The sequence below is a fragment of the Rhodococcus sp. OAS809 genome (assembly GCF_040546695.1).
Taxonomy (GTDB): Bacteria; Actinomycetota; Actinomycetes; order Mycobacteriales; family Mycobacteriaceae; genus Rhodococcus_F; species Rhodococcus_F qingshengii.
The window spans coordinates 3,115,759-3,138,390 of the sequence record NZ_JBEPOI010000002.1 but is presented as its reverse complement, the minus strand read 5'-3'; the positions used below and the strand labels follow the sequence as shown (position 1 = coordinate 3,138,390).

Below are 22,632 nucleotides of genomic sequence, written 5' to 3'. Positions count from 1 at the left end.
GGAGGCTCAGTGACAACCACCGAAGAAGCCCTCACCTACGAGTCCACTTCACGGTTCGCGCAAGTGCGCCCCGATCTGAAACTGCACTTCCACGAGGCGGGCGTCGGAAACGACAAGACCATCGTGCTGCTGCACGGCGGTGGCCCAGGCGCGTCGTCGTGGTCTAACTTCGCCCGCAACATTCCGGTGTTGGCGAAGAGCTTTCACGTCATCGCGGTCGATCAGCCCGGTTACGGGCAGTCCGACAAGCCGACGGAGCATCCGCAGTACTTCGTTCACAGTGCGTCGGCGCTCAACGATCTCCTGGACACGCTCGAGATCACCGGTCGCGTTGATCTGCTGGGCAATTCGCTCGGTGGTGGCGCTGCTGTTCGCTTTGCGCTCGACTACCCGGACCGTGCGGGTCGCCTCGTTCTGATGGGCCCCGGCGGTCTGAGTGTCAACCTGTTTGCGCCGGACCCCACCGAGGGCGTCAAGAACCTCGGAAAGTTCAGCTACCAGCCCACCCGAGAAAACCTCGAAGCATTCCTGCGGATCATGGTCTTCGATCAGAAGCTGATCACGCCGGAACTCGTCGACGAACGTTTTGCTGCCGCCAGCACTCCCGAGTCGCTGGCTGCGGCCAAGGCGATGGGTAAGTCCTTCTCCAGCGGTGACTTCGAGCTCGGCATGCTCTGGCGCGAGGCGTACAAGCTTCGTCAGCGTGTGTTGCTGATCTGGGGCCGTGAGGATCGGGTCAACCCTCTCGACGGCGCACTGGTCGCGCTCAAGATGATCCCGCGCGCGCAGCTCCACGTCTTCGGCGGTTGCGGTCACTGGGCGCAGCTCGAGAAGTTCGACGAATTCAACCGGCTCGCAACCGACTTCCTGCTCGACGGAGGTAAATGATGGGTATTCGATCTCTGGCGTACATGCGCATCGGGGCCACCGACATGGCTGCGTGGCGCGAATACGGACTCAAGATCCTCGGAATGATCGAGGGCAAGGGCGTCGACGCGGAATCGCTGTATCTGCGTATGGACGACTTCCCGGCGCGTCTTGTCATCGTTCCGAACGACACGGACCGTCTGCTCGTCTCGGGTTGGGAAACCGCGAATGCCGCTGAGCTGCAGGATATCCGTGACAGGTTGTCGGCAGCCGGTGTTCCGTTCAAGGAAGGCACGGCGGAGCAGCTCAAGGACCGTCGCGTCGTCGAGATGATCGCGTTCGAGGACACCTCGGGCAACTCCCTCGAGGTGTTCCACGGAGCTGCTCTCGAACACCGCCGGATCGTGAGCCCGTACGGGCACAGGTTCGTGACGGGCGAGCAGGGCCTCGGCCACGTCGTGCTCACCACCGATGACGACGATGCTTCGCTGCGGTTCTACCGCGACGTACTCGGATTCAAGCTTCGCGACTCGATGCGTCTGCCTCCGCAGATGGTCGGCCGGCCCGCGGACGGCGACCCGGCGTGGCTGAGGTTCCTCGGCTGCAACCCGCGTCACCACAGCTTGGCGTTCCTGCCGTTGCCCAACCCGACGGGCATCGTGCACCTGATGCTCGAAGTGGAGAACTCCGACGACGTCGGACTGTGCCTCGACCGGGCACTGCGCAAGAAGGTCAAGATGTCGGCGACTCTCGGTCGCCACGTCAACGACGAGATGCTCTCGTTCTACATGAAGACTCCAGGCGGGTTCGACATCGAATTCGGTTGTGAGGGGCTAGAGGTCGAGGACGAAAACTGGATCGCGAGGGAAAGCACGGCCGTGAGCCTGTGGGGTCACGACTTCACGGTGGGAATGAAGCCGTGAGTTCGCCTGACGCGTCGGTGAGTGCGGAGCAGGCGATCGATCCACGCCAGTTCCGCACGGTTCTCGGGCAATTCTGCACGGGTATCACCATCATCACGACAGTCGACGACGGTGAGCCTGTCGGGTTCGCATGTCAGTCTTTCGCGGCCCTGTCACTCGACCCGCCTTTGGTGTTGTTCTGCCCCACCAAGGGTTCTCGGTCGTGGGCGGCAATCGAGCGGACCGGTAAGTTCGCCGTCAACGTGTTGGCGGAGGAACAGCAGGCGGTGTGTGCTCGTTTCGGGTCACGTGAGCCGGACAAGTTCGCGGGCATCGATTGGACGCCATCGCCTCTGGGCTCGCCGATCATCGACAAGTCCCTTGCACACATCGACTGCACGGTGGAAACCGTCCACGACGGTGGCGATCACTACGTCGTCTTCGGTCGGGTTTCGTCGATGAGTGAGATCAAGACCGAACGCCCGCTGCTCTTCTATCGCGGGCAGTACACGGGCATCGAGCCGGACAAGACTGTTCCGGCTACCTGGCGTGACGATCTGGAAGCGTTCCTGACGACCACGACAGAAGATACCTGGCTGTAGGGGGCAAGCCCCCCTGTGCGCCTTTTTGGTAGTGGTAACTACCAAAAAGGCGCACAGGGCCGGAGGCCCTACAGAGAAAAACAGGTATGACAGAAGTCGTCACCGAACGGCGTCAACAGGATGCTACGACGCACTATCTTGTTCGATCGGCCGGCGCGCTTGACCGCCTCGATCACCGACGGCTGTACCTCGACCACCTGGTACCGGTCGGCCTCGACGGGCTCTCGTGAGAACGCCACCAAACCGAGCCGATGCAGGTTGTTCAGGTAGGCGCTGATGCGGTCCAGATGACGACAGCCCGCCAGTTCTCCGATCATCGACAGACCCTCGTCGATCATCTCCGAGCCGACTCCGAACGGCCGCGCCGTGCGTACGTCCACGCTCGGTTGCGCACCGGAGGTGGCCAACAGCCGAAGAATTCGGGCTTCGTCGGGTGCGATCTCGTCGAGGATCCGGTCGTAGGCCGGGTGCAGATCGTCACGATCGGTCACGTCCGCGGAACGGTCCAGCAACCTGTCGCCACGTGCCCGCAGCGCCGCGAGAGTGGCCTCGACGCTCTGCTTGCGATTGGTACGAGTTGCCATTGCTGCCCGTAGGTTCTCGGTCCGCGAGCCGTCTCCGTTGGAGTTCTCGGCCCGACGTTCGGATTGAACATTGGCCGATTCAGCGGCCTCTGCCGCGGCTTCGGCGGCAGCCTGAACGATCTGCCGCGTCGCCTCCTTCGCTGTTCCGAAAGCCCACCCTGTCAGCTTGATCGACGTGAGCGTCGTCGTGGCGGTCAGCCCGATGAGGCTACGGATCAGACGCTTTTCGACGGATTCGACCGGCGTGATGTCCGCAGCCCAGTCGTACGATTCCGCTTCGACGATCATGCGATGGTCGTGCTCACTCATGCTCATACTCCGAATATTGCGAGGTGTAGGAAACCGGCAAACGAGCCCAGCACGGCCCCGTGTACGAACAACAGCCACTCGTCCTGCTTGACGGCTGAGCGTAGTAGTTCGCTGAAATCTTCCGGTGAAAGGATGCTCATGCGTTCGGTGACGAAGACACGAATCTTCTCCGACTGGTTCTCGGCGAACTCCGCGTCCTCGAAGACCCTTGGGTACAGGTCGAGCACTTCGGTGGTGGCCAGGCCGGGCAGACGCTTGTAGCTCTGCGAACCAACGGTCATCTTGACCACCGACTTTGCCCAGCCGGCTGCGTCGTCGACGGATTCGCGCAGTACCTGATCGAGCATCCGCCGCGTTCGGTCCGAGCGGGGACCTTCGAGGAGTTCGGTGCCGATGTTCTCGAGCGTCACGACGTGATCGGCGAGGGTTTTTGCGTACCCGGCGATGATCTCGGTGCGGCGTTTCAGGAACAGTCCCTGCCGCCACGGCACCCAACGGCTGGGGGTGATCGGTTCGAAGATCATCGTGATTCCGAGGTAGTTCACGATGTACCCGATGATCACGCCACCGATGGGAAGCACCCACCACTGCGGAACCAGATGGAGGATTCCGACGAGCACGAAGCCCATCGGGAACCCGAAGTAGAAGCCGAAGTTCTGCATGAACCTGAGCTCTTTGTTGCCCATCGTGCGGAAGATGTCGTTGAGCAGTTTGGGGTGCGAAGAGAGGTAGCGGATCACCATCAGCTTCGCGTCGATGAACTCGTCGATGTCCTCTTCGATGCGGTCGGTGATCATGCGCACGCTGGCCGGCAGATCGTCCTCCACCTTGCGGAAGACGGCCTCCTTCACCGACGTCGGAAGGTTGTGCCAGAGCTGAGGATTCTCGGCCGTCATGATTCTGGTGACCACGCCGCGCACTTCACTGCGAGAAATGTTCACCAAGTGCTCGGCGATGCTGTCCGGGTCCAGGACGCGATAGAAATCGGCGATGCTGCCGACTTTCGCGAGGGATTTGTCGACGGCGATCGACGCCATCTTCTCCGCCCGCGAGGGGACGATGCCTTGCCAACCGAATCTGCCGTCGCTGGTGATCGCGGGGATCACCTGAACGCGCCGGGGGAGGAACGGGAAGAGCAGTTTGAGTCCGGGCACTTTGATCCCGTGGAAGTTGATCGGCGCAAAAAGCATCAGGACGCCCGACCAATTGGTGATGTACCCGATGATTCCCGTGAACAAAGGAATGGTGATCAACTGTTCGAGCAAGTGGTCCGGCACCGTCGCACATCCTCCTCATATCCGAGAACCTCACGTTCGGACATGATTGCCGAAACTTCGCTCTTCGTGGGTGTTTCGTTGGCTACTGCTGCGCCTTCCCAGTTGCGTCAGCATAGAGGCCCGACAATTCGGGCTGTAGGTGGGTAGGAAGTTGATGTAACCTCACGTACATGGTCAGTATTGCGCACAACACGACGACGCCGGTTCTCTTCCGGCGCATCGTTTAGCAACTGCTGACCGAACCCTTTCAGCCCCGGGAGTTATCGCCCCGGGGCTTTCCTGTTTCGTCGCTCCGTGTGCGTCTCCCCTTGAACGATTTGGAGACCTCTCATGAGCGTTGACCACCGCGAACTCGGGCGCGACCTGGAGTTTTTCGCCACCACCCCCATCGTCGGGGCGGGCCTCCCACTCTGGTTACCGGACGGCGCGATCATCAGGAACGAACTCGAAAAGTTCGCCGCCGAACAAGCAGCGCGATCCGGATGCCGGGGTGTCTATACCCCCGTTATTGCGAAGAAAGAGTTGTACGAGAGATCTGGGCATTGGTCCAAGTTCTCGGACGACATGTTTCCCGAAATGAAGATAGGCGGAGAGTCATTTCTCCTTCGTCCGGCTAACTGTCCCCATCACGCTCAGGTATTCGCCGCTCGCGGTCGTAGTTATCGCGAGCTACCTTTCCGGGTTCGTGAACTCGGCTCGATGTTCCGTAGCGAACTCTCCGGAGTTCTCAGCGGATTGAGTCGAGTCAGACAGATCAATCTCGACGACGCACATGTCTTCTGTAGTCGCGAACAAGTGCAAGCGGAAGTGATCGTCGCGCTCGACGCGATCGAGCGCTGCTACTCGACTCTGGGGATTGCCGAACGGAAGTACCGCCTCTCGATCAGAGGGGGAGAGGGGCAGTACCTCGGCACCGACGAGCAGTGGGCGGACGCCGAGGATCACCTTCGCGGGGCGCTGAATGCACGCTCGATCGAGTACGTGGAAGCGAAGGGGGAGGCAGCGTTCTACGGTCCCAAGATCGACGTCCAGGTGCGAGACGCGCACGGCCGCGAGGAAACACTCTCGACCGTGCAACTCGACTTCAATCAACCGGAGCGGTTCGACCTCGAGTACACCGCTGAGGACGGATCCAAGGCTCGCCCCGTCATGATCCATCGGGGCTTGCTCGGATCGATGGAACGCATGACTGCGCTTTTGATCGAAAGGTTCGAAGGGCGGATGCCGCCGTGGCTGGCACCCAACCAAGTCTCGATTCTGCCCGTCGGCGACCGGCACCAGGTTGAGGCCGAGCGTTTGCGGGCCGATCTCGAGGCTCGCGATGTTCGAGTGGCGATCGCGCCTGACGGATCGTTGGGACGTCGCATCCGCGAGGCACGCACTCACCGTGACCCGTACATCGCGGTGATCGGAGACAACGAGGTGCACGGCGGCACCGTCGACGTTCTGGTCCCCGCGCGTGGTGGGCGGGTGGTCGTCGATGCGAGTGTGTTTGTCGCTCAGGTGGTCTCGGGCATCAAAGAGCGTGCCCTGCTTCCGGCAGACTTCTAGCCGACGGGAAGCTCGTGGAGGGCGCGCACCAGTGGCGCGAGTTCGGGTGTCTTGCATGCCTCGTCGAGCGCGGCCTCGAGGGTGGCGTCGTGCGTCGGCCGTGCGCTTTCGAGAAGCTCGCGGCCGGCCGGCGTCAGCTCGGTGTAGATGCCTCGACGGTCGTCGGCGCACAGGATGCGCGTCAATAGTCCTCGATCTTCGAGTCGATTGACCAAGCGCGTCGTGGCGCTGCTGCTCAGTGCGGCAGCGCGAGCCAACTGAGCCATCCGCATGTGCCAGCCATCCTGGCGGCTCAGTGCGTCGAGCACGGTGTATTCGACCACGGACAGTTTGTGCTCACGCTGGAGCGCGCGTTCCAGTTCGGTGTCGAGGGCGCCGTGCAGTGCTGCGAGCGTGCGCCACCCTTGCGAACGGATTTCGACGGCGTCGTCGGCGATCCCCATGTGATTCTCCTTGTCCGTTTCCTGCGACTCCAGGTTACCAGCTTGCGCATGTAGCGCGCGCGTGCAACTATTTATAGCGCGCCTGCAACTAATGCACACGCCCGCTAACGGCTTACGCGTAAATCTGTGAAAGGAACATCGAGATGCCATTGGGTCTCATTGCCCTCGCTATGGGCGGGTTCGGGATCGGCCTCACCGAATTTGTCATCATGGGCCTCCTGCCCGAGGTCTCGGCTGATTTCGAGGTCACCGAGTCCGTCGCGGGCTACCTGATCTCGGGCTACGCACTGTCGGTGGCGATCGGCGCGATCCTCCTGACCGCTGCCGTCACCCGCTTCGAGCGCAAGAAGGTCCTTCTCTCGCTCATGGTGCTGTTCATCATCGGCAACCTGATGTCCGCGCTCGCTCCCTCCTACGAGGTCATGATGGGCGGACGCATCGTCGCGGCGCTGTGCCACGGTGCGTTCTTCGGAATCGGCTCGGTGGTTGCCGCCGACATGGTCGCGCCCAACAAGCGCGCCGGCGCCATCGCGATGATGTTCGCGGGCCTGACCATCGCCAACGTTCTCGGCGTTCCGTTCGGCACGCTGCTGGGCCAGCAACTCGGATGGCGCTCGACGTTCTGGGCCATCACCGTCATCGGCGTCATCGCCCTGATCGGAATTGCAGCACTCGTCCCGACGACGCCCGCCAGCACGACCGGTGGCGGATTGCGCGGAGAGTTGGGGGCATTCCGCAACAAGCAGGTATGGCTCTCGATCGCCATCACCATCCTCGGCTACGGCGGAATGTTCGGAGCCTTCACCTACATCGCCTTCACCCTCACCGAGGTCACCGGCTTCGCGACGTCCAGCGTTCCGTGGCTGCTCATCCTCTTCGGCTCGGGCCTGTTCGTCGGTAACTTCCTCGGCGCCAAGGCGGCCGACCGTTCGCTCACGAAGGCGCTGGTCTGGATTCTCGCGATCCTGACCGTCGTTCTGATCGTGTTCGCCGCCACCGCGGAGAGCAAGGTCATGACAGTGATCTCACTGTTCTTCATGGGCGCCTTCGGTTTTGCGACGGTACCCGGGTTGCAGATGCGGATCATGAACTACGCGTCGGCAGCACCGACCATGGCATCGGGTGCCAACATCGCCGCCTTCAACGTCGGCAACGCACTCGGGGCATGGCTGGGCGGAATCACCATCGCCGCGGGACTCGGCTTCACCTCCCCGATCTGGATGGGAGCGGCAGTCACTGTCGCCGGTCTGCTGGTCTTGCTCGTCGCGGCGAAAATCGACCGCCCGGCAGCGTCAGAGCCGTCGACGCCGAGCACCTCGCTGCACCCGACCGCCGCCTGAACCTGTCCACTGCGCTCTGACCCCATCGCGTGAACGTATCGCTCCCCTTGTCCAACAAGGGGAGCGATACGTTCACGCGGGTCAGGTGAGGCGGAATTCGGCGGTCACCCCGGAGAACGGCGAAATCGCGCCGCTACCCCGAGCCTTCGACGCACCGAAGTGTTGGACTCGATACGTACCCGCCGGAGTATCGGCCGGAACATCCCACGTGATGCGCACGACGGAACCGTTGCTCCCGACCCGGCGCCAGTGCAGTTTGGTGGACCAGTCGTTGTCGTCGGCGACCCGTGTCCAGGATCCGCCGGTATTGCGCTGGATCTCGTAGAAGGTCCCGTTTCGGTGAGTGTCGTTCTTGGGGTGGCCGGTGACGAACTCGACGGCAACCTGCCCACCCGGTGAGGTGTCGCCGGGTTGGACGGTTGCGTCGCCAAATTGTGTTCCCGGCAAGGGCTCGTCGAAGTCGACGCCAGGTCCGAAGCTGGGTTGGAACCCGGACAGGTCGGCCGGAGCGGGGCCGCGAGGAGGTTCGGTGCCGTCGCGCATCGCGGCTGCAAGGGCGGCATACCCCTGCTGATAGGCCGGCAGTGTGTAACGACCGAACATCGTCGAACCGCCCTCGTACTGCTGCGAATCGTATTCCTGTGGTGTGGTGCAGTAGCTCGAGTACGAGTTCGCGTATCCCTGGAAGATGACGTTCTCGAGGGGAACCCCAAGCTCCTCGGCGACGGTTCGACGCACTCGTAATCCGGAGACGATGGTGAATTCCGCAGGGCCACCGACGATGTAGAACTGACCGATCCGCAGGATCTGGATCTTGAGTACGTTCGGCACCCATCCTCCCGGTGGCAGCAGGCCGACCGGAACGACTACGAGTTTGGGCGCCTGTGCGTCCTGAAGCCATTGAGGCACAGGAGCATCCATACCGCCCAGGGCGTCGATCATGGGGTTTCGGGTGCCCTCGGGGAAGATCGGGATTGCCGGTCCGTCCTCGACGCTTCCGGCGCTCATTGCCGCGCCGATCGCGGCCGGAGCGGTGCGGTGCTCGCGTCCGTCGGGGGTGAATCTTCCGCTCACCACCTGATTTGCCATGTCCAGGTACATGATCCGACTGTCGACGCCACCGGTGACGGTGTCGGACGCCGCGTCGAAGGCAGTTCGAGCCGCCGCAACCTGGCGCAGCCCGATGATGCGTGCGTTCTCGAATTCGTCTTCGGTCGGTCCGCGTCCGGGCTCGAGGAAGAGGTTGGGTGACATGTCGCCGCTGTTGGTCTGCGGAAACGCAGCAATGAAGCTGGTGTCGCCGTCGAGGTAGCGCACGCCCTGGTCGTCGTGCTCCCAGAAGTACGCCGCGGCGCCCTTGTTGTCCCCGGAGATGAGATGGTTCTCGTTCGTGAGCGAGGCGCAGTGGGTGGCGAACCAGTTGATCGCTCCGATGTCCTTGCTGCCCCGACTGATCCGCATGACACGCATGTGGTGGTCGTTGCCACCGGGGTAGTAGGCCTTGTCCTCTTCGGGATTGAGGTCGAACGCCACTCGCGATCGGTTGACGCTGGCATCGGTGAGATCGGACCGCCCGAAACGGACCGTGCCTGGCGCCAGGTTCTCGTGCGCAGCGCTGATCGCCTCGACCATGCCGTTGACCTCGGCTTCGAACACCTGCAGTTCGAAGCCGATAACTGCGAGGTTGTACGCGTAGTTGTGCGAGGCCCCACCACATGCCGCGTGTGAATGGATGGCCGTCAACATGACGTTGCGTTCGGTGTAGATGTCACCGAACCTCCCGGCCAGTCGGCGCAGGACCTCGTCATGAACGGACTGGAAGATCATGCAGTTGTCGACGCACACGTAGGCGACCCGCGACCCGCCGGACTCGAAGATGAAGGCGCGTGCGCGCATTCGCTGGTGCAGGCCTTCGGCGCGTTGATCGAAGCTCGAGTAGCCCATCATGCCGACTTCGGCGACCGGTCCGGTCACGTCGGAAATTCCGACGCCCACCTGCAGTGACGCCGACGACTTGTCGGTGCGTGCGGGTGAAACGGTGCGTGCCGGCGAAGCTGCGACGGCCTGGTTCGTCGACAGAGCGGCGAGCGCAGGTGCGGCGGCAGCGCCTGCCAGTACGGTGCGTCGGGTGATCTGCACGAGTGTCCTTTCGGGCGGTCTGACGCAAGTTGGTCAACCGTCCAGGAGTGTAGCCCGAGTCACACGTGACCGAAAGGGGTGCCGTCGGCCGACACTCAGATTGTTGTGGCCTCCCCGAACGTCATCGCCAGGTTCTTGATGGTCGTGGTCATCAGGGCCCGGCGGGGGAGTCCCAGTTTCCGAAGCTCCGCCGCCATCGGGTGACTGCCCAGTTGAACCTCGGCTCCACCAGGGCGCGATTTGACGCCGGTCGGTGCCATGTCCCACGACGTGCACCTGGTGGCGCCGTCGAGATGTGAGTACGCGGCCAACGACATGTTGGCTCCGCCGCCCGGCACGCTGACGCCGGATTTCACACTCAACTGTGTGATGAGTTTGCCGTCGCGAGAGACCGATCCGCGCTTGACCGAGCCGACGTGCTCGGTGTCGAACTCGGCGAGCACCTTCGGGAATCCCCAGATTTCCCGGCCGGCGGCCTTGGTGAACTCGCCGTCCACCGGCAACTCGTGAATGAGTGCCCCTGCAGTTCCGGCAGCGAGCGAACGTAGATCTCCCAGCACCGAGGTTTCGGGAGGCGCAGTGTGGCTGCGCACCATGTACGTCACTCCGAATTCGTTGTACGGCCCCAGATCCCCGTCGATGTAGTCGACAAAAACCAGGCCGCACAGCGCCCGACCGGGACGGTACTGGAGCACCGTCAAGCCGGTGTAGTCGATGATCGACTGCGCGGTTGCGCTGGGTACCGAATACAGCGCCATGAAGGCCGACGCGGTGCGAACCTCGACCGGCATCTCGACCTTCTTGCCCAGAATCGTGTAGCTCATGGCGCGACCACCCCGCGGAGTCCGTCGGAGCCGTAGACGGGTTCGAGCATCGAGCGGAAATCCGGTCCGCGGCGCAGCATTTGGCCTCCGTCGACGTTGATGATCTGCCCGGTGATCCAGGTGGATTGCGGTCCGAGGAGGAAGGAAGCGAGGCCGGCGACGTCCTCGACTTCACCGACGCGTTCGAGTGGAGTGTTGGCCAGGTAGTCGTCGAGGATGGGGCCACCGTCGGTGATGAGCGCGACCAGATCCGTTCGGGTCAACCCCGGCCGAATCGCGTTGACACGAATGTTGCTGGCGCCCAGTTCGTCTGCCGTCAACCGCACCAGGTGGTCGACGCCGGACTTCGAGACTCCGTACGCGCCGAACCAGCGATGTGTGTTGCTGCTGGCGATCGACGAGATCGCGACGATGGATCCACCGCCTCCTGCCACCAGTGCCCGCGCGCCGTGCTTGATCGTCAGCATGGTCCCCGTGACGTTGAGGTCGACGGTGCGGCGCCACGCGTCGACGTCGAGTTGCGTGACCGGGGCGATGGTTTCGTTCCCGCCCGCGCAGGCCACCACTCCGTCGAGCTTTCCGGTGACGGAGACCGCCGCGGCGACAGCAGCGACGACGTCTGCCTCGATCGTGACGTCGGCAGGAGAGGCGCTGACCGATCCTTCCGGACTCGACTGCCGGATCGATTCGGCGGCAGCATCGAGTTTCTCCTTGTTGCGTCCGCAGATCGTGACGTGAGCGCCGGACCCAACCAGCGAACGAGCGATGCCCAGGCCGATGCCACTACCGCCGCCGGTCACCAGTATCGATGTGCCGGCGAAAGTGGGTATGCCCGCTGAGGCGGTGTCGTCGTCCATGCGTGTCTCCTGGTCGTTGCTCCGGCGGGCTCGCGTGCTGATTCTGGAGGTTTTCCGGTTCGGCTTCGGTGAAAACGCCCCACGCTATATAGGAACAGGTTCTACTTATTGAGGCAAGGGTTGTGCGAGAGGTGGAGTGATGGCTACCAGACCGACCTTCGATTTGATCGACGGACGCTTCTACAGCGGAGACCTCGGGAATGTGCGCGACGCGTACGCCTGGATGCGTGATCACGAGCCCGTGTACCGAGACGACGCCAACGGAATCACCGCGGCCGCGAGCTACGACGCCGTCGTCGCAGCCGAGCGGGATCCCGAACTGTTCTCCAACGCCGGCGGCATCCGTCCCGAAACGGGTCCATTGCCGCAGATGATCGACATGGACGACCCGCAGCACCTCACGCGTCGACGCTTGGTCAACGCGGGTTTCACACGTAAGAAGGTCGAAGCCAAGGCCGGCCGTATCCGGGAGATCTGCGATCAACTGATCGACGCCGTCTGTGAGAAAGGAGAAGCCGACTTCGTCGCAGACCTGGCGGCACCACTTCCCATGGCCGTCATCGGCGACATGTTGGGTGTCCGTCCCGAGGAACGCGCGTTGTTTCTGCGGTGGTCGGATGATCTGGTGAAGGCATTGGGAAGCAACGCTTCCCAGGATCAACTGCAGGCCATGATGGTTGCGTACGTCGATTTCACCGCGTACATGATGCGAACCATCGCCGAGCGGAGGAGCGACCCGGCCGACGATTTGGTGAGCACGTTGATTCACAGTGCGGTCGACGGCGAAGCCCTCTCCGATCAGGAAATCGTCAACGAATCCCTGCTGATCCTGATCGGCGGTGACGAGACCACACGGCACGTGCTCAGCGGCGGCATGGAACAGCTACTGCGCCATCCGGACCAGCGCCGGGAGCTAGTCGACGATCCCGATGCCATTCCCTTGGCAATGGAGGAGATGCTGCGGTGGTCCTCGCCGATCAAGAACATGGCTCGAACCCTGACCCGTGACACCGATTTCTTCGGCGCGCAGCTGAAGGCAGGTGAGAAGATGCTGCTGCTCTTCGAATCGGCAAATTTCGACGAGTCCGTGTTCCTGAACGCCGAACGGTTCGATGTCGGCCGCACACCGAATCCGCACGTGGCCTTCGGCTTCGGAACTCATTTCTGTCTGGGCAATCAGCTGGCCAGGTTGGAGGGACGGATCATGTTCGAGCAACTCTTCGCCAGGCTGCCGGACATGGAACTTGCCACCGACGCGCCGTTGCAGCGGCGTGCGGCCAACTTCGTGTCCGGGCTCGAATCGATGCCGGTGCGGTTTAACTCTTCTGCCCCGTCAGCCGGGTAGTTGGCAGTTAGGAGGCGCAGCATCTTCGGAGAGGGGGCTGCCCGCCGGATTGACGTAGACGACCTCGAGCACCAATGGTGTTGTCTGCGAGTTGTTTCCGATGTGCACATGATCTGAACCGCTCGGTTCGATCAAAGTATTTCCGGCGCTGTAGATCCCGTCGACGGAGCAATCGGATCGGTAGTGGCTCAACGTGCCCTGCGCGATCAGCGCGTAGAGCGTCCCGTCGTGGAAGTGCCAACCGGTGGAACCGCCGGGGTCGATGGTGATCTGGCGCAGGATGTAGTCCTTGCCGTCGAAAGTCACCTGCCCGAGGATTTCTCCGTGTACTCCCGTGCTCGGTGTTGCCGACGCATTGATCGGCGTCAGCGACAGTCCGATCGCTGCGGACACTGCAAGCAGAACCTGATGGCGTTTACGCATGAGCGGCCCTCCCAGACGGATGTACTCCTGAGTGTCCTCCGACAGTGTCCGATTTATCCCGGTTTTCGTGGATCTTGCAGGGTGACGGCAGAGGTATGCCCTTGAGAGGCGGTTACGCTCGTGTCATGCAGCAAGTCGCGACGAGGCGCCGGAGCCAGCCGCCGCCTGCGCGCTTCATGTTCGAGGCATTGATCGATCCGTACCGCCAGCCCGCCCGGCACTGGCTGGAACTTCTCGAGAGCGAGATCGCACCGGAGATCGTCAGGGCTGAAGAACCGGAGTTGGTGATCTGGTCGTCGATCTGGCCGGACCGACCCGACGCCGTCATCCGATTCGACATCGAGGCGGTCGGAAACAGCACGATGCTGCGTTGGACGCTCTTCTTGGACGATCCGATACCGCCCGAGGCAGAGGTTGTCAGCATGCGAAAGCGGCTCAACACCTTGATAAATGCGAATCTCAGGTTCAACTTCGGCCAATAAGTTGGATCACTGCCGCATTACTTGGTGTCGACTCGGCCGATCGGGTCGGCGTTGTCGCTGAATGCGGCCCGGGCCGCTGGCCAGCTGGTCTCATCGATGCGCAACGCGGTCCGAAGGTAGGCAGTACTCATCCGTTGGATGGCGGCGACCCGCTCTGGGTTCTCGTCAGTGGTCTCGGCGACTTCGTATCCGACGATTCCACCGAGTGCGTGCTCGGCACCGTAGAAGGTCAGGAGGTCGGTGGCTCCGGGGCTGTGCGTGTAGGCGTCGGTGAACCAGTCGGGTCCGCGGCTGGACATCTTGGACTGGTCGTGGTCGCCCGCGACGACGAGTGTCGGCGTCGTCAGTTCCTGGAACGAGGGGCGCATGAACGGGAAGTTCGCCTGCGCGAACGGATGCAGGTTCTCGCCGCCGAGACCGGTTGCCGCGAACAGGATTCCCGCGGTGACGCGACTGTCGGACATGTCCTGGCCGACCTGGCCGGCCTCGTCGAAGATCCTTGCTCCGAGGAGCGACTGAGCGGTTTGCCCGCCCCAGGAGTGACCAGTGGCGGCAACTCGACTGCGGTCGATGCGGCCGGCAAGCCCGGGCACGGCAAATTCGATGGTGTCGAGCTGATCAAGGATGCGTGTGAGATCCGCGATCCTCTCGGTCCAGATCGTCGGGAAAACCGGGTGGTCGAACCCGAAACCGTTCCGGCGCGAGTCCAGATGTGTCGGCTGGATCACCACGAATCCGTGGGATGCCCAGAATGCCGTGAGTGGCGAGTATCCATCGAGGTTCCAGCCGTTGCCGTGGGAGAACACCACAACGGGGAGGTTCGTGCCTGCTGCCGGAGCAGACACACGTACTTCCAGCGGGACAGGTCGATCGGGGGCGAACAACTCGACGGGGGCAACGGAGACGACCGGGGCGCCGGCGCCGATGATGCCGTTCAGAGTGTCGATCATTGATGAGGTCATGGCAAGTTCCTTGCTGAGGCTGCACCCTGCGATACTGTTTATCGGAGCGTCGCTCCGCAACATTACGGAGCGTTGTTCCGTAATGCAAACATATGTTGTGAGTCAGCGAGGAGTGCACATGGCTGATGCCCAGGACGAGCAGTCGCGCGTCGCCTCTCCCAAGCAAGTCGGTCGCCCACGTCGAAGCGAGCAGGCGCTGCTCGACGCGGCGGCAGCAGTGTTCGTGGAGTCCGGAGTCGACGCTCCGGTGCGGGAGATTGCGGCGAAGGCCGGCGTCGGCATGGGGACGATCTACCGCCACTTCCCGACGCGTCCCGAGTTGGTGGTCGCCGTATACCGACACCAAGTCGAGGCGTGTGCGGACGCGGGCCCACAGATGCTCGCGGAGAGTGCAACGCCCGAGGCGGCTTTGCGGGCATGGGTGGCTTTGTTCGTGGAGTTCCTGGTAACCAAGCATGGGCTCGCCGGTGCACTGCAAGGAGACAGCGCCGGGTCCGACGCTCTGCATATCTACTTCGTCGACCGCCTCGTTCCGGTATGTGACTCCCTCCTCGCGGCAGCGCTCGAGTCCGTTGGCACTGCTTCGCGGGTCGATGCGTACAACGTGCTCAAAGGCATCGGGAACCTTTGTATCGGTGCTGGGTCCGATGACCGGTACAAGGCCGAGGTCCTTGTACAGCTATTCATCTCGGGCGTACTCGCGCGGGAGGTTCGCTGACGCTCGGCAGTCAGATCAGCTCCGGATTCTCCGCGTACACCTCTTCGAGGATCGACATGTCGAACAGTTGGTCCGCTGTAATCTCCAGCCCAGCTTTCGACAGTGCCGCGATGTTCTGTTCGATCAGTTGTGGTGTCATCGTGAACAACCCGTTGGCTTTGGTATCTGCCGACACCACCAGATCGTTCTGTGCGGTGGCTTCCTTGATCTGCTCTTCGAGTTCGAGGTTCTGGTCCTTGCCGTAGACCTCGACGGCAAGCCGTGCCGACTCTGCCGGATCGGCGACCGCATCCTTCCATCCTTGGATCTCGGCCTTCAGGAATGCCTTGAGTTTGTCCCTCTCGTTGTCGATGGTGGACTGGAGAACCGTGAACGATTCGGCGACCAACGGCAGGTTGTAGTCCGCGAAGAGGAAGTGGGCGTTGGGGAAACCTTTGGCGGCCAGTGTGATCGGCTCGTTAATCACGTAGGAGACCCAGCCGTCCACCTCGCCGTTCGCCAAGGGGCTCGGATCGAACTGCGCGGGCACGATCGTCATCTGGCTTTCGGTCAGGCCGTTTGCTGCCAGGAGAGCTCCGAAGACGAGCTGATTGGAATCCTGGACGCCGATCTTCTTGCCGATCATGTCCTGTGGTGAGTTGATCGGTGCCGCAGCGGAACTGACAATCGCAAACGGATTCTTCTGGAATGTCGCACCGACGATCTTTGCCTCCAGTCCGTCGAGTACGGCGGGGGCTGTGAGCTGCGGTGCGGACATTCCGATCCACACCTTGCCGGTGTCCAGGCCGGCTTCGACGCCGGTGCCGGCTGCGCCACCTGCCACCAGGTCCACACTCCCGAACCCTGCATCCTTGTAGTACCCCTTGTCGAGAGCGAAGTACTCACCGGCGAACTCGATGTTCTTGATCCAGGACAACTGCACTGCAACTGTTCCGAATTCGGAACCGTCGTCCGTGGTTCCGCCACTCGAACTGCTGGAGTCACTGCTACACGCGAGCAATGACGCACTACCGGCGACTGCGATGCCGGTCAGCGCGGAGTAGCGGAAGAAGGCCCTGCGGTCCAGCTGGCGGACGGGCTTGAATGGCGTCATGAATCGGAACACTAGGGCCAGTCGGTTTCGTTCAGTTTGCTTGGGAGAGAGAGTTTGTTGAGGTCGTGTTAACAGATGTCACGACTTGCCCGCCGAAGGACCGAAACGAGACAGAGCGATGCTTTCGAAGATCCCGACCACGGCGTAGAGGACGATCGACACCACGGTGATCACCACGATAGATGCCCACAATTCGTTGTACTGGTAGCGCGGAATGGCTTTGATCATGCTCGAACCCAAGCCTTGGCCGCTACCGAGCCATTCGCCGATCAGTGCTCCGATCAAGGCGCCGGGTACGGATACTCGTGCAGCGGCGAACACAGCCGGAAGTGCGGACGGCACGGACACCATTCGCAATGCGGTCCAACGACTCCCGCCGTAGGCAGCGATGAGGTCTTGTGCCTGAGCCGGAGCGGCACGTAGACCGACCATGATCATGACGAGGGCTGGGAAGAACACCACTATCGCAACCATGACTGTCACACCCACGATTCCGCGGCCGAATATCAGGACGATGATCGGGGTCATCGCAACGAGAGGAACAGATCGTAGAAGCATTGCAACGGGCATGAAAGTCTGTTCGACAGTGCGGGAAACGACGAAGATCGATGCCACCACGAGCGCGGCAGTCATTCCGACGGCAAAGCCGACACCGGCGTCGCGCAGAGTGATGAACAGGTTGTCGATGATGCCCGAACGAGCGTCGGCGGATTTTGGGCCGGAGAACAGGTACTCCCAGACGTCGGCCGGCGTCTTTCCCACACGCGGGCCGACCTGGGGGAAGGCGTTGAGGAAGACCACCCAGATGACAAGCAACAGCGCCGAGGCGATGGCAATCGGGGCGAGGAATCTCGATGTTCCTCGTACCGAGGTCATTTCTGTGCTCCCGGAGCGCTGGTCCACGGCGTGACGAGCCGGGCGATCGCTGCGACGACGGCGTACCCCAGACCGGCGAGCAAGGCGGCGGCGATAGCCATTCCCCACGTTCGCGGGACGTTGTACGACGTCTGAGCGGCTGTGAGTGCGACGCCGATCCCGCTGTCCACCCCGCCGAGATACTCACCGAGAATTGCACCCAGTACGGCCGAAGGTGCAGCAATCTTGAGGGCAGCAAAGGTGCTCGGAAGTGCGCTCACAAGTTGAACTTTGGTGAACTTCTGCCAACGCCCACCGCCGTAGGCGGCGACGAGATCGAGGCTCGTCTTGTCGGCCGATCTCAGGCCGGCGAGTGTGCCGACCATCGTGGTGAAGAAGCAGTACATTGCGGCGAGAAAGATTGTGGGGGTCCGGCCGCCGAAGACGACCAGGATGATTGGGCCAAGCGCCAACAGCGGTGTGCAGTAGCTCAGGATCGCCAGTTGTGTGGCCAATCCCTCGATGGGCGGAATGAGAACGACAAGCACGGCAAGCGTGATCGCCAGCAGGTTTCCCCAGAGAAAGCCCTGCAGCGCACCGGAAGCCGTGACGGTGAAATTGGGTCCGTACAGCGACCAACCGTCGTCGAACATCGTCGAGACAACCACCCACGGCGTCGGAATCGTGCCTCCCGCAACACCGGCCGCCGCCAGAATCCACCAGAGAGCGATCAGTCCGCAGATGCCGACTGCACCGCCGAACCACGTTGGACGCTTCAATCGGATCCGGCGCGGCACAGATGGCTGCGCCGCCGCGGTCGCGACGTTCTCGATATCGGTAATTGTCATGCGACGCCTGCTTTTCCGAAGAGCAGTCCGGAGAGGTAGTCGTGGATCTCGTGGAACTCGGGTGTACGCATCATCTCGGGTGTACGCGGGCGCGGCAGGTCGATCGGCACGACTTCGAGGACGCGTCCGGGCCGCGGCGTCATGACGGCGACGACGTCGGAGAGGAACACGGCTTCGGCGATTCCGTGAGTCACCATCAACGTGGTCGCCGGTTTCTCGGTCCAGATCCTGAGCAATTCGATGTTGAGCCGTTGACGGGTCATGTCGTCCAGCGCGCCGAAGGGTTCGTCGAGTAGGAGGACACTCGGCTTGACCACGAGCGATCGTGCGATCGACACACGCTGACGCATACCGCCGGACAATTGGGCGGGCTTGGCCTTCTCGAATCCTTCGAGGCCGACGAGCGCGATCAGGTCGGCTATCAGGTCGGGGTCGGGATCGATGCCGGCAACCTGAAGGGGCAGTTTGATGTTGGAGGCCACTGTTCGCCACGGCAGCAAAGCCGAATCCTGGAAGGCGATTCCGAGTTCGCGGCGCTTGCGTAACTCGGCGGGCGACTGCCCGTTGACAAGGGCCGTTCCCGACGTCGGACTATCGAGGCCCGCAAGGATACGGAGAACGGTGGACTTCCCGCATCCGGACGGCCCGAGCAGAGACAGGAAAGAGCCTTCGCTGGTTTGAAGGGACACGTCGGTCAGCGCGGTCACCGACCGACGACCCATCTCGAAGGTCTTGCCGAGGCCGGAGATGTCGAGACCGGTTCCAGCGGGGCGAGGTGTGGTGACGGGACTGGTCATTCCCGCACAGTACGAACGTCCGGTTGCGGTCATGTTGCCTGCGCGTCACCGCTGCGTGAGGCTGGTTCGGCGTCTCCTGTCACAGCGCCGTGGTGAGATGGACGTCTGGACGGAGTGAGGGGAGCGAAGATTGCTGAAGTTGTACCGGGCCGAGCGTTCGGACACCTTAGTCTCGGCGTTGGCCACGCTCCTCCGTACCCCGCTGTCGGATCCATTCGCCAGGGAAACTGTTGCGGTGCCGGCCAAGGGCGTCGAGCGTTGGCTCAATCAGCGGCTGTCCTCCCAGCTAGGCACGTCCGGACCGTCAGCAGTGGACGGAATTTCTGCGAACATCGCGTTTCCTTCACCCGCGCGCCTGGTCGCGGAGTCCGTGGCCGCGGTCAGTGGAATCACGGCTGACGACGACCCATGGTCGCCGACGCGATTGGTGTGGACGGTTCTCGATGTGATCGACGAGTCCCTCGGCGAGCCCTGGTGCGGAGTCCTGGCGAAACATCTCGAAGGCCATCGTGAAGGTCGACGGTTTGCCTCCGCCACACATGTCACCGAACTCTTCCGCAGTTATGCCGCGCAACGCCCGCAGATGCTGATCGACTGGGCCGCCGGGCGGTTGACCGACGGACACGGATTGGCGCTGTCGGAGGATTTCGAATGGCAGGCACGTCTGTGGTGCATCGTCGCGGACAAGATCGACGTTCCGGGGCCCGCAGAGCGACTGGGGCAAGTGAGCCGCGCGCTGGTCGAGGACCCGGCCTTGGTCGACCTACCGGAACGTCTGTCGGTCTTCGGGCCGACCCGGCTGCCGGTCGATCAGCGAATGATCTTGAGCGCACTCAGTGCGAATCGGGACGTGCACATCTGGCTCCCGCATCCCAGCCCCGCGCTGTGGACCAAGATGAGCTCGCGCATACCGCCTCGAAGTAGGAGCACGATCCGACGTTCGGAAGACGGGTCAGCGCTGATATCCGCCAATCCGTTGCTGTCGAGTCTTGCTCGCGACGTTCGTGAACTTCAGATCAGCCTCGGTGCCGCCGAGTTCGAGTCGGTGCATCTTCCCGAACCAGCCGGCCCGAAATCCCTCCTGGCGACGGTCAAGGCCGATGTCATCGCAGATCGTGCTCCCAGGGTTGCAGCGGAACCGGATGGGACAGTTCAGGTCCACGCTTGCCACGGGCCGGCACGGCAGGTCGAGGTGCTCCGCGAATGTCTGCTCCGATTGTTCGAGGACGACCCGACATTGCAGCCGCGCGACGTACTCGTGATGTGCCCGGACGTCGAAACGTACGCACCTTTGGTTCGTGCTGCATTCGGGCAAGGCGTCCATGGCCACCCGGGGCATCTCCTTCGAGTAAGGCTGGCAGACCGCGGATTACGTCAGACCAATCCTGTCCTGGCCGTTCTCGGCTCTCTCCTCGAATTGGCCGACGGCCGGGCCACAGCCAGTGAGGTTCTCGACCTGGCCGCGACCGAGCCTGTCCGCACACGTTTTTCGTGGGGCGACGACGAGTTGGAAAGACTGCGGGAATGGACGACGGAAGCGGGTGCTCGCTGGGGAATCGGTAGTCGGCAGCGTGCCACGTTCGGCCTCGATGCATTTCCGCAGAACACCTTCAACACCGCCATGGACCGAATCTTGTTGGGGGTCAGCGCGGACGAATCGGAAAATGCCTGGTTGGATCTCGCGCTACCACTCGATGACGTGGACGGCACAGACATCGACCTGACTGGACGTTTCGCAGAGTTCGTCGATCGCCTGGCCGTCTCGCTTCGCGATCTTGCCGGCCCACATTCACCGGCCGAATGGCTTCGTGTGCTGATGCGGGCCCTGGATCTGCTGACCGACACAGCGCCCGCAGATTCCTGGCAGAGCGCGGGGGCCCACCGCGAACTGGTAGCTGCTGTGGAATTCGGCGGAGAGACGGTGTTACGTCTGGCCGATGTTCGCGCGATGCTCTCGCGCAGCCTCGCGGGCAGACCGACGCGTGCCAACTTCCGAACCGGCGAACTGACGGTGTGCACGATGGTTCCGATGCGTTCGGTACCGCATCGCGTGGTCGTGCTGATCGGACTCGACGACGAGGTGTTCCCTCGAACCGGTGGAGTCGACGGCGACGACATCTTGTCCCGTGATCCCGTTGTGGGGGAGCGTGATCTGCGCAGTGAAGACCGGCAACTGCTTCTCGATGCCGTGATGTCTGCGGGCGAACATCTGGTTCTGTTGTATACCGGTGCCGATCCGGTCACCGGTGTCGTCAGACCACCGGCGATCCCCCTCAGTGGCCTTCTCGACGTACTCAGTGCGACGGTGGGTCCGGAAGCGATCAACGGAGTGCTGACACGGCATCCGTTGCAATCGTTCGACAATCGAAACTTCGCGCCGAACAAGCCGTTCAGCTTCGACACGGCAGCGCTGGCCGGTGCGAGGGCTGCCTCCGGAACACCGGTCGAATTGCCGACAGTCTTGTCGGCCGAGCTACCCGAGGTGCATCCGAAGGAAGTGAACCTCGCCGACTTGGTGAACTTCCTGGTACATCCCGCGCGTGGTTTTCTGCGCCAACGCCTCGGCGTCCGGGTACCGGAACTCGACGACGACATCGCGGATTCGCTGGCAACCGAGCTCGATCCACTGTCCACCTGGGCTCTGGGTGACCGAATGCTTCTCTCGCGCTTGGCTGGACGCAGCTCGGCGGATTTCCGTGCAGCCGAGTGGCGCCGCGGTACTTTGCCGCCCTACAACCTGGGCGCCACGGTTCTGGGCAACGTCGAGTGGGTGGTAGACCAACTTGCCGGTCTTGCATTGCCACACCTCGAGGGCGACTCCGAGGCCGTCGACGTCGACATCGACCTCGGTGACGGGCGTCGTCTCACCGGAACGGTAACCGGTGTGCATGGCAATTCAGTGGTGGGAGCGTCGTATTCCTCACTGGCGCCTAAACATCGGATGACGGCCTGGATAAACCTGCTCGCCTTGAAATCACACGGACGACCCGGTCCGCTCGATGCAGTCTCGATCGGACGGGGTCGGGGAAAGATCGCAGCGGCACGGTCGGTGCTCGATGCGCCAGGCAATGCGGTCGAGATCCTGCAGCAACTGGTGGACCTACGCGAGCGGGGGCTGCAGCGTCCGTTGCCGATGTGGGCCGCTACTTCAGCCGAATATGCGCGCCGACGCTTTGGTGGCGAGTCGGTCGACGATGCGACAAACGGTGCGGACACCCAGTGGACCGGGCAGTACGGCGAGATGATCGATCCAAGCAACGCTTACGTTTTCGGAGAAGCTCGAACACTTGCGGAGTTGGCTGCGGATCCGCCGTCGGACGACGAGTTCGTCTGGGCCGAGGAACCGACTCGATTCGGAGTTCTCGCCCGACGGTTGTGGGATCCGTTGCTGACCAACGAAAGAGCGGAGTAACC

21 protein-coding genes are annotated in these 22,632 nt (G+C 62.6%); 9 read left to right on the top strand and 12 right to left on the bottom strand.

Annotated elements, in window-relative coordinates; genetic code table 11:
* Nucleotides 1–9 precede the first annotated feature (9 nt).
* From hsaD to hsaB, 3 genes are read left to right on the top strand one after another with little or no spacing between them, the layout of a single operon-like run.
* Complete coding sequence (hsaD, locus tag ABIE52_RS17620; protein WP_003945808.1) at nucleotides 10–888, top strand: 4,5:9,10-diseco-3-hydroxy-5,9,17-trioxoandrosta-1(10),2-diene-4-oate hydrolase; 879 nt, start codon at nucleotides 10–12, stop codon at nucleotides 886–888.
* A complete protein-coding gene (hsaC, locus tag ABIE52_RS17615) occupies nucleotides 888–1,790 on the top strand; it encodes an iron-dependent extradiol dioxygenase HsaC (RefSeq protein WP_003945585.1) in 903 nt (300 codons plus the stop codon). The genes hsaD and hsaC overlap by 1 nt, the downstream gene beginning before the upstream one ends.
* Entirely contained in the window at nucleotides 1,787–2,371 is a 585-nt protein-coding gene (gene hsaB, locus ABIE52_RS17610) for a 3-hydroxy-9,10-secoandrosta-1,3,5(10)-triene-9,17-dione monooxygenase reductase subunit (protein WP_003945677.1), read from the top strand. Before hsaC ends, hsaB begins: the two co-directional genes overlap by 4 nt.
* A gap of 68 nt (nucleotides 2,372–2,439) precedes the next feature.
* On the opposite strand, the gene ABIE52_RS17605 is transcribed toward hsaB, so the two are convergent.
* Complete coding sequence (locus ABIE52_RS17605; RefSeq protein ID WP_354541507.1) at nucleotides 2,440–3,264, bottom strand: Abi-alpha family protein; 825 nt, start codon at nucleotides 3,262–3,264, stop codon at nucleotides 2,440–2,442.
* Between the two features lie 2 nt (nucleotides 3,265–3,266).
* Complete coding sequence (locus ABIE52_RS17600; protein WP_007734105.1) at nucleotides 3,267–4,541, bottom strand: DUF445 domain-containing protein; 1,275 nt, start codon at nucleotides 4,539–4,541, stop codon at nucleotides 3,267–3,269.
* 330 nt (nucleotides 4,542–4,871) lie between these two features.
* Here ABIE52_RS17600 and thrS point away from each other — a divergent pair, with 330 nt between their 5' ends.
* On the top strand, nucleotides 4,872–6,092 hold the full coding sequence (gene thrS / locus ABIE52_RS17595) for a threonine--tRNA ligase (RefSeq protein WP_192711928.1): 1,221 nt from the start codon (nucleotides 4,872–4,874) through the stop codon (nucleotides 6,090–6,092).
* On the opposite strand, the gene ABIE52_RS17590 is transcribed toward thrS, so the two are convergent.
* Entirely contained in the window at nucleotides 6,089–6,535 is a 447-nt protein-coding gene (locus ABIE52_RS17590; protein ID WP_003945852.1) for a MarR family winged helix-turn-helix transcriptional regulator, read from the bottom strand. The two genes, thrS and ABIE52_RS17590, sit on opposite strands and share 4 nt — an antisense overlap.
* 143 nt (nucleotides 6,536–6,678) lie before the next feature.
* Here ABIE52_RS17590 and ABIE52_RS17585 point away from each other — a divergent pair, with 143 nt between their 5' ends.
* On the top strand, nucleotides 6,679–7,875 hold the full coding sequence (locus ABIE52_RS17585) for an MFS transporter (RefSeq protein WP_064075146.1): 1,197 nt from the start codon (nucleotides 6,679–6,681) through the stop codon (nucleotides 7,873–7,875).
* Nucleotides 7,876–7,956: 81 nt separating this feature from the next.
* On the opposite strand, the gene ABIE52_RS17580 is transcribed toward ABIE52_RS17585, so the two are convergent.
* The 3 genes from ABIE52_RS17580 to ABIE52_RS17570 all read right to left on the bottom strand — a co-directional run bounded on the left by ABIE52_RS17580 (nucleotide 7,957) and on the right by ABIE52_RS17570 (nucleotide 11,695).
* Entirely contained in the window at nucleotides 7,957–10,014 is a 2,058-nt protein-coding gene (locus tag ABIE52_RS17580; RefSeq protein WP_192711929.1) for a neutral/alkaline ceramidase, read from the bottom strand.
* 95 nt (nucleotides 10,015–10,109) lie between these two features.
* Nucleotides 10,110–10,838 (bottom strand): acetoacetate decarboxylase family protein, encoded by a 729-nt coding sequence (locus tag ABIE52_RS17575; RefSeq protein WP_007734116.1) that lies wholly within the window; start codon nucleotides 10,836–10,838, stop codon nucleotides 10,110–10,112.
* Complete coding sequence (locus tag ABIE52_RS17570) at nucleotides 10,835–11,695, bottom strand: SDR family oxidoreductase (RefSeq protein ID WP_158170142.1); 861 nt, start codon at nucleotides 11,693–11,695, stop codon at nucleotides 10,835–10,837. The genes ABIE52_RS17575 and ABIE52_RS17570 overlap by 4 nt, the downstream gene beginning before the upstream one ends.
* A 139-nt stretch (nucleotides 11,696–11,834) precedes the next feature.
* Here ABIE52_RS17570 and ABIE52_RS17565 point away from each other — a divergent pair, with 139 nt between their 5' ends.
* Nucleotides 11,835–13,040: a cytochrome P450 gene (locus ABIE52_RS17565; RefSeq protein ID WP_007734124.1), complete on the top strand. Its 1,206-nt coding sequence runs from the start codon at nucleotides 11,835–11,837 to the stop codon at nucleotides 13,038–13,040.
* On the opposite strand, the gene ABIE52_RS17560 is transcribed toward ABIE52_RS17565, so the two are convergent.
* Nucleotides 13,029–13,463, bottom strand: coding sequence for a cupin domain-containing protein (locus ABIE52_RS17560; protein ID WP_003945598.1), 435 nt, complete (start codon nucleotides 13,461–13,463; stop codon nucleotides 13,029–13,031). The two genes, ABIE52_RS17565 and ABIE52_RS17560, sit on opposite strands and share 12 nt — an antisense overlap.
* A 125-nt stretch (nucleotides 13,464–13,588) precedes the next feature.
* On the opposite strand from ABIE52_RS17560, the gene ABIE52_RS17555 reads away from it, so the two are divergent.
* A complete protein-coding gene (locus tag ABIE52_RS17555; protein ID WP_039973407.1) occupies nucleotides 13,589–13,945 on the top strand; it encodes a hypothetical protein in 357 nt (118 codons plus the stop codon).
* A 17-nt stretch (nucleotides 13,946–13,962) separates the two neighbouring features.
* On the opposite strand, the gene ABIE52_RS17550 is transcribed toward ABIE52_RS17555, so the two are convergent.
* The gene (locus ABIE52_RS17550) at nucleotides 13,963–14,907 is read right to left on the bottom strand and encodes an alpha/beta hydrolase family protein (RefSeq protein WP_039973382.1); all 945 of its coding nucleotides are present in this window, start codon (nucleotides 14,905–14,907) and stop codon (nucleotides 13,963–13,965) included.
* Between the two features lie 118 nt (nucleotides 14,908–15,025).
* Here ABIE52_RS17550 and ABIE52_RS17545 point away from each other — a divergent pair, with 118 nt between their 5' ends.
* Entirely contained in the window at nucleotides 15,026–15,625 is a 600-nt protein-coding gene (locus tag ABIE52_RS17545) for a TetR/AcrR family transcriptional regulator (protein WP_007734129.1), read from the top strand.
* A 10-nt stretch (nucleotides 15,626–15,635) separates the two neighbouring features.
* On the opposite strand, the gene ABIE52_RS17540 is transcribed toward ABIE52_RS17545, so the two are convergent.
* The 4 genes from ABIE52_RS17540 to ABIE52_RS17525 all read right to left on the bottom strand — a co-directional run bounded on the left by ABIE52_RS17540 (nucleotide 15,636) and on the right by ABIE52_RS17525 (nucleotide 19,251).
* Nucleotides 15,636–16,718 (bottom strand): ABC transporter substrate-binding protein, encoded by a 1,083-nt coding sequence (locus ABIE52_RS17540; RefSeq protein WP_192711930.1) that lies wholly within the window; start codon nucleotides 16,716–16,718, stop codon nucleotides 15,636–15,638.
* A 78-nt stretch (nucleotides 16,719–16,796) separates the two neighbouring features.
* Nucleotides 16,797–17,594: an ABC transporter permease gene (locus tag ABIE52_RS17535; protein ID WP_192711931.1), complete on the bottom strand. Its 798-nt coding sequence runs from the start codon at nucleotides 17,592–17,594 to the stop codon at nucleotides 16,797–16,799.
* A complete protein-coding gene (locus tag ABIE52_RS17530; RefSeq protein ID WP_003945560.1) occupies nucleotides 17,591–18,421 on the bottom strand; it encodes an ABC transporter permease in 831 nt (276 codons plus the stop codon). The genes ABIE52_RS17535 and ABIE52_RS17530 overlap by 4 nt, the downstream gene beginning before the upstream one ends.
* Nucleotides 18,418–19,251, bottom strand: a complete 834-nt coding sequence (locus ABIE52_RS17525) for an ABC transporter ATP-binding protein (RefSeq protein WP_003945415.1) — start codon at nucleotides 19,249–19,251, stop codon at nucleotides 18,418–18,420. The genes ABIE52_RS17530 and ABIE52_RS17525 overlap by 4 nt, the downstream gene beginning before the upstream one ends.
* Nucleotides 19,252–19,348: 97 nt before the next feature.
* Here ABIE52_RS17525 and recC point away from each other — a divergent pair, with 97 nt between their 5' ends.
* Nucleotides 19,349–22,630 (top strand): exodeoxyribonuclease V subunit gamma, encoded by a 3,282-nt coding sequence (gene recC / locus ABIE52_RS17520; RefSeq protein WP_192711932.1) that lies wholly within the window; start codon nucleotides 19,349–19,351, stop codon nucleotides 22,628–22,630.
* The last annotated feature ends 2 nt before the right edge of the window (nucleotides 22,631–22,632 follow it).

Excerpts from the sequence above, each read along its gene's own strand:
- ABIE52_RS17560 (WP_003945598.1), bottom strand. The coding sequence starts at position 13,463 with ATGCGTAAACGCCATCAGGTTCTGCTTGCAGTGTCCGCAGCGATCGGA.
- ABIE52_RS17585 (WP_064075146.1), top strand. The coding sequence starts at position 6,679 with ATGCCATTGGGTCTCATTGCCCTCGCTATGGGCGGGTTCGGGATCGGC.
- ABIE52_RS17605 (WP_354541507.1), bottom strand. The coding sequence starts at position 3,264 with ATGAGTGAGCACGACCATCGCATGATCGTCGAAGCGGAATCGTACGAC.
- ABIE52_RS17575 (WP_007734116.1), bottom strand. The coding sequence starts at position 10,838 with ATGAGCTACACGATTCTGGGCAAGAAGGTCGAGATGCCGGTCGAGGTT.
- ABIE52_RS17540 (WP_192711930.1), bottom strand. The coding sequence starts at position 16,718 with ATGACGCCATTCAAGCCCGTCCGCCAGCTGGACCGCAGGGCCTTCTTC.
- hsaC (WP_003945585.1), top strand. The coding sequence starts at position 888 with ATGGGTATTCGATCTCTGGCGTACATGCGCATCGGGGCCACCGACATG.
- ABIE52_RS17590 (WP_003945852.1), bottom strand. The coding sequence starts at position 6,535 with ATGGGGATCGCCGACGACGCCGTCGAAATCCGTTCGCAAGGGTGGCGC.
- ABIE52_RS17525 (WP_003945415.1), bottom strand. The coding sequence starts at position 19,251 with ATGACCGCAACCGGACGTTCGTACTGTGCGGGAATGACCAGTCCCGTC.
- ABIE52_RS17570 (WP_158170142.1), bottom strand. The coding sequence starts at position 11,695 with ATGGACGACGACACCGCCTCAGCGGGCATACCCACTTTCGCCGGCACA.
- ABIE52_RS17545 (WP_007734129.1), top strand. The coding sequence starts at position 15,026 with ATGGCTGATGCCCAGGACGAGCAGTCGCGCGTCGCCTCTCCCAAGCAA.
- ABIE52_RS17530 (WP_003945560.1), bottom strand. The coding sequence starts at position 18,421 with ATGACAATTACCGATATCGAGAACGTCGCGACCGCGGCGGCGCAGCCA.
- ABIE52_RS17535 (WP_192711931.1), bottom strand. The coding sequence starts at position 17,594 with ATGACCTCGGTACGAGGAACATCGAGATTCCTCGCCCCGATTGCCATC.
- ABIE52_RS17565 (WP_007734124.1), top strand. The coding sequence starts at position 11,835 with ATGGCTACCAGACCGACCTTCGATTTGATCGACGGACGCTTCTACAGC.
- ABIE52_RS17555 (WP_039973407.1), top strand. The coding sequence starts at position 13,589 with ATGCAGCAAGTCGCGACGAGGCGCCGGAGCCAGCCGCCGCCTGCGCGC.
- thrS (WP_192711928.1), top strand. The coding sequence starts at position 4,872 with ATGAGCGTTGACCACCGCGAACTCGGGCGCGACCTGGAGTTTTTCGCC.
- ABIE52_RS17550 (WP_039973382.1), bottom strand. The coding sequence starts at position 14,907 with ATGACCTCATCAATGATCGACACTCTGAACGGCATCATCGGCGCCGGC.